The following is a 5,418-nucleotide window of genomic DNA, read 5'->3' on the forward strand; positions in this document are numbered from 1 at the left end:
ACCGCCAGATAGCGCGCAAAAAATTAGACGTTCGTTCATATGCCAACAGGCTAGGTGTAGCCCTCCGGCACAATCAGAATGTAACGACCACACTGACGGCGTCCTGGTAGCTTCCCGCTGCCGGCGTGACCTGCGCCTGATTGATCCTGGCGACATAGGGGTAGGTTCTGACGGGGGTCAGGCTGCCCGTTCCGGGACTTGCGCCGGTAAGCGGGTTGGCTTCGTTCCAAACGGTGACGCCATCCGCATGATAGATCTGATACTGCAATGTCGCGCCCGCGCCACTGGTCATCTGCCGCCACGCCGCACCGGTACCGGCACCGCCGGGTGTGAAGCCGATCCGGTAGACGGCGTCGCGGGTGCAATCGATCTGGACGGCCGAGGTCACCGGACCGAACTGCGTGACGAGCGCCGCACTGCCGAAGGACAGGTCGGGCGCGGTGATCTTGCAGTCGTTGCCGACCACCAGCGTCACCTGAAGCGTTATGACGACCTTCCCGCTATCATAGCCCGTACAGACGACACCGAGCACGTTCACCCCGTTGCAGACGCTATAGTCCCATTGCACCGTCAGTGTGTCGCTATACGTCCCGGCGGCCACATTGGGAGCCGCCGTCAAACGCGCGAACAATGGCGTGGTGAAACTGCTTCCACCGCCCTGCACCGCCAGCAGGCTGCCGCTCATATAGTTGACGGTCGATCCTTGCGTGAACGGCGTGGTGCCGCTGGCATCGGCCGACACCTGATAGGCGATCGCGTCGGCGCCTTTGACCAGGCGAAACTGGTTGAGGCTCGTGATGGTCGCGCGCGCCGAATTGCCGCCGATGAGGGTCAGCACCGAACCCGTACAGGAAAGACCGGCTGACCCGGCAACTTGCGGCACCGTGCTACCACGCACGTCGTACGACGACACCGGCGAGAAGGTGAGTGCCCCGGACGATGTCGTGCAAGCGGCGAATGCAGGGCCCGTGACGATGCTCAGGACCACCAATGCGAAGAACAGCCGCAGCGACGCCATCACCGGCACGAGACCGGCCCCACCCGTGACAGAGCCGCGACGTCCGCAGTCTTGGCCATGCCCCCAAACGTACTGCCTGCGACCGTCGGCACCGCGAGGAGAGCCCGAACGGCGCGCACCCCCGCTACCAGCTGAGCGTCACCTGTACCGTGTCAGTATAGGTGCCCGCCGGCAGTGCCAGGCCATTGCTCGACGCGCGGGCGAAGATCGGCAACGTCAACGCCGTGGTGGCCGCGGTGCCGAGGCTGATCTGCCTGCCGATGGTGATCTCGTCCTGCCGCGACGCGTCCGTATACAGCCGATACGCGACGGTCTGCCCCAGATAGGCCAGCTGACGGACATTGCCCGCGTCGTTCGCGCCCGCCCCGACCGTGACCTTCGGCGCCAGGCCCGGCGTGCACAACACCGTGACCGCATTCGTACTGCCTTGCGCGACCATCGTCGCATCGGCGTTGCCGAAGACGCCGGACTGATCGGCGAAGGCGATCGTCCCGATCCGCCCCATGGTCGCGGCGCTGTTGCCGCCATTCACCGCACAGGCCGCGAGGATGTTCAGAGACACGCCGATCGTGCCGCTGGCGGTTTGTGCGTGTGCCGATATCGCCCCGCCGGACGCCGCGATCGTGCCGACCGCAATGCCCAGAACCCTGCTCGTCATCTTACGGTAGATCATGATAAAACAGCCTCCATTTGGGCCGTTCTCAATGGTCGCCAGTTAACAGGGTGTTGAACAACCGATCTGGCCGACGATAGCTTTCGATCAAACAATTATGACATCGTTCTAATGAGATGACGACTGCGTGCGCGCTCCTGATAACCCTGACGCCGACACTGCTTCAGTGCTGCAGATTAGCCGTCCCAGATCCCTTATTGACTTGTTTGCTCAATGCGGCCTCACCAGGTCATCGTGCCACGTCTTTTGCACGAATACCGCCGCAAGCGCGCCGCCGTTGGCTTCAGACCTCCTCGCGGCGTCTCGATCAGCCGATTAGAGCGCGGTTTTGCAATACCATAGGTGGTATTGTTGCAGCAGGACCGGCTCTACCGAACAGATACCCCTGGGCATATTCACACCCACGTTCGATCAGGTACCGCGCCTGAAAGTTTGTCTCGACACCCTCAGCCACGATTTCCATACCGAGCTTGTGACCAAGCCCGATGACAGCGTCGACGATCGCAGCATCATTGGGGTTGGTATCCAGACTGCTGACAAAGCTGCGGTCGATCTTGATGATGTCGACCGGAAAGGCCTTGAGATGCGTCAGCGATGCATATCCCGTACCGAAATCATCAAGTGCGATCGTCACGCCTTCGCGACTGAACATGCTGAGCGCGTCCGCAACGGAGTCCGCACCGCGACCCAGAAATACCGTCTCGGTCACTTCAAGTTCGAGACGCGACGTCGCGATTCTCGCGCGGTGCAGTCGCTCCAGGACCCGTGACACGAGGGACTCATGCCGGAACTCAGCAGGCGAAAGGTTCACAGCGATACGTCCGAACTCGACGCCGTTGTCCAGCCAGCGCCGCATGTCATCGACGATTTGCGAAAGCATACGTTCGCTGATGCTCGTGGCCAGATCGAGATCTTCGAAGGCGGCGGCGATGGTTCCCGGCGCCTGGATACCAAGTGTCGGATGACGCCAGCGTAGAAGCGCTTCGAAACCACAGACCGCGTTGTCGTGAAGCGAAACCTTGGGCTGGTAATAGGGGACGATCCGGTCTTCGCGGACCGCATCTCGCGCAACGCTAATCATTGACGACCGCCTCTGCAGGTCGGCACGCATGATTGCCCTGAATGCCAAAACTCCACCTCGACTGCGGCTTTTCGCGGCATAAAGCGCGATGTCGGCGGCCTTCAGCAGTTCCGTGGCGCTGGAGCCATGCTGGGGGAAGACCGATCCACCTGCCGTTGCCTGGCAATCGACGATACGTCCTTCGTAGGTAAAGGGCTCCCGGAGCACATCGAGCGCCGCCTGCGTCTTGAGGACCATCGCATCCTCGTCAGTCGGTTTGAGAATTGCGGCAAACTCGTCGCCACCAAGCCTTCCAACGGTGCAGCCCGTGCCGAAAATTTTCGTAAGACGCTCGGCCAATGTCTGTATCAGTACATCGCCGGCGTCGTGGCCGAGCGTGTCGTTGGTTTCCTTCAGGTGATCGACATCGAACACTACAAGCGCGACTTGCGAATTGTCTCGGCTGGCGGTGACAATTGAGCTCTCCAACCGGTTCACGAATGCCGCTCGATTGGGCAGCCGCGTCATCCCGTCGTGATCGGCCGTCCATCTGATACGGTCTTCGACATTCCTTTCTTCGGTCACGTCACGGACCGTCACAAGGACGCGCTGCAAGCGGCCTAATGGTGCCTCGATCCGCAACCCAGCCGTCTTCATCCATCGCTCGTCACCAGTGTCGGCGCGGCGGATGCGAACCATAGTCTCGAACCGGTATCCGCTATGCCCGGCCCGCACCGCGCCGATCAAGGCCAGCAGCTTGGGTCGGTCATCAGGCACGACGCGAGACAGTGCAGCATCGATCGACGGTGTGGCATCGATCGGCAGGCCGAGCATGGCCTTGAAGTCTTCGGACCATTCCCGCTGGTCCTCGGATGCATTATAGTCCCAGATGCCAAGGCCAGCAGCCTGGGCCGCCAGGCGAAAGCGCTCCTCGCTGTCCCGCAGTGCATCCTCCGCCACCCGTCGGCCTTGAACATCCTCCAGCGTGCCGTACCAGCGTACGACCTGAGCTGAATCGTCGAGCCTGGCGATAGCACGCGAAAGTACCCATCGATATCCTGCGTTGCACGTCTTCAACCGATACTCGATATCAATAGGCGAGGCAGTTTTAACCGACCTTTCCCAGGCCTTTGCCGTAGCGGTCACATCGTCAGGGTGAAGCTTTTCGATCCACCGATATCCCAGCGCCTCTGACGGATTTGATCCAGTCATCTCGGCCCATCGGGGGCTTACACGTACGACCCTACCGTCAGCGGAGGCGACCCAATTAATTTGGGGACTGAGCGCTACTGCGTATCGCGCGTCTTCATCAGTCTCGCTCAGGCTATAGGCCGACGATGCCTCACTAGCGTAGCCTGCCGTAGTGCGTTTTTCGATCACGACGGCACCGTCACAAGGTTGTTCGGTCGCATCTATGTCGCCGCCTACCTCAAAGCTTTGAAATCCGAGCTTATCCAACCTGTGGCCTTCCGGTGACGCGTATTGTCCCATGTACGTCATTGTTCGAAGAATGAACCTAACGAAAGGTGACTAAATCAAAACGAGATCAAGCTGCCCCAGTATAGGCGCAATAATATCCCGCCTTTATGCCAAGATCCGCCCGAAACGGACGTTCGGCAGGCTCAAACCGCTGTCAAATTCCGCCATCCGTTCATTTTGGTTTCCAATAGCGAACCATGACTAGGAGAGGCTTTAATGGGCGGCTATATGGCAAACCGCTTCACGTGGTAGGCACAGATAGTTTGACCTAGTGTTCCGGTGCCGATCACGAGACATCGCTGCAATCGACGCTCGGCGCTTCTTGAAAAAGATCGAGCGATAAGGGCGGCTTTCAACCAACCCTTCGCGCTGGTGATGAACCACCTTTGCCGCGGCTCCGTGGCTAGCGCCGGGATGCTCGGCGACATCGGTCGCCCACGCCTGCCGATCAAGGCAATCAGGTCAGCGATGAGTTTGACATAATCTCCGGCAACCTCGGCCCTTTGAAGCTCTCTCATACACTGGAACGCTGCCGCACGACGTGGCGCATCAGGTAGGGTCTTTGCCGTGGCTTTGTTTGGACTGCCATACGCTTATGGTCTTTGCCGTGAACCCTACGCATGGGTCGAGCGTTCGCACCATTAAACAGAAGGAAGCTTATTGATGGTCGAAACACTAGGCCAAGCCGTTTTGGCATCTGCGACAGTTTCCGCGGCCTTTACGGCTTGCTTGGCGGCTTGGGTGCGTCGCACTGCACGCTAAGCCCCGAACTTGCCAGTTTAACGACCCTAAATCCGGGCATTCAGGTACCCCTCCGCACTCGCTAACTCAAGAGACTTGTATATTTCCGCTGACTACCTTTGAACGTTGATAGTCCATCATGCCTGTCTCAAATCGAGGATTAAAGCGGAATGGGGGCTGTTAGAAAAGCTGGTGCTAATAGCCGAAACTGTGAGGCGGCCGCTTTTTGAAAATGTCTAGGTGCCAGTCTGCGGCGCCTTCAGCTTAGCGGGTCAGGATCACCGCCAACCGGTACCAGTATGCCCGGCTTCCCCAGATAAACGAGCGCGGTGCCAATTTATGGCAAAGTGCCGCGCATAGGTAGTAAGTTGAGCGTAAGGAAGGCGACTCCGGCACCCGCCATGATCGCGCCTACCCACAAGATCGGGCCGAAGATCCACCCTCGAG

The 5,418-nt window shown here is 59.6% G+C and carries 3 protein-coding genes; all 3 read right to left on the minus strand.

The window, feature by feature from the left end; all coding sequences use genetic code 11:
- Positions 1–73 precede the first annotated feature (73 nt).
- The 3 genes from sphst_RS10650 to sphst_RS10660 all read right to left on the minus strand — a co-directional run bounded on the left by sphst_RS10650 (position 74) and on the right by sphst_RS10660 (position 4,251).
- Positions 74–1,018, minus strand: coding sequence for a Csu type fimbrial protein (locus tag sphst_RS10650; RefSeq protein WP_107045530.1), 945 nt, complete (start codon positions 1,016–1,018; stop codon positions 74–76).
- Positions 1,019–1,142: 124 nt separating this feature from the next.
- Positions 1,143–1,691 (minus strand): Csu type fimbrial protein, encoded by a 549-nt coding sequence (locus tag sphst_RS10655; protein ID WP_051916397.1) that lies wholly within the window; start codon positions 1,689–1,691, stop codon positions 1,143–1,145.
- 307 nt (positions 1,692–1,998) lie between these two features.
- The gene (locus tag sphst_RS10660; RefSeq protein ID WP_081877568.1) at positions 1,999–4,251 is read right to left on the minus strand and encodes a putative bifunctional diguanylate cyclase/phosphodiesterase; all 2,253 of its coding nucleotides are present in this window, start codon (positions 4,249–4,251) and stop codon (positions 1,999–2,001) included.
- Between the last annotated feature and the right edge of the window lie 1,167 nt (positions 4,252–5,418).

The sequence above is a fragment of the Sphingomonas sp. STIS6.2 genome, assembly GCF_000732685.2.
GTDB lineage: Bacteria > Pseudomonadota > Alphaproteobacteria > Sphingomonadales > Sphingomonadaceae > Sphingomonas > Sphingomonas aerolata.

Bases quoted from the DNA above. Each gene is read 5' to 3' on its own strand.
- sphst_RS10660 (WP_081877568.1), bottom strand. From the start codon at position 4,251: ATGACGTACATGGGACAATACGCGTCACCGGAAGGCCACAGGTTGGAT.
- sphst_RS10655 (WP_051916397.1), bottom strand. From the start codon at position 1,691: ATGATCTACCGTAAGATGACGAGCAGGGTTCTGGGCATTGCGGTCGGC.
- sphst_RS10650 (WP_107045530.1), bottom strand. From the start codon at position 1,018: ATGGCGTCGCTGCGGCTGTTCTTCGCATTGGTGGTCCTGAGCATCGTC.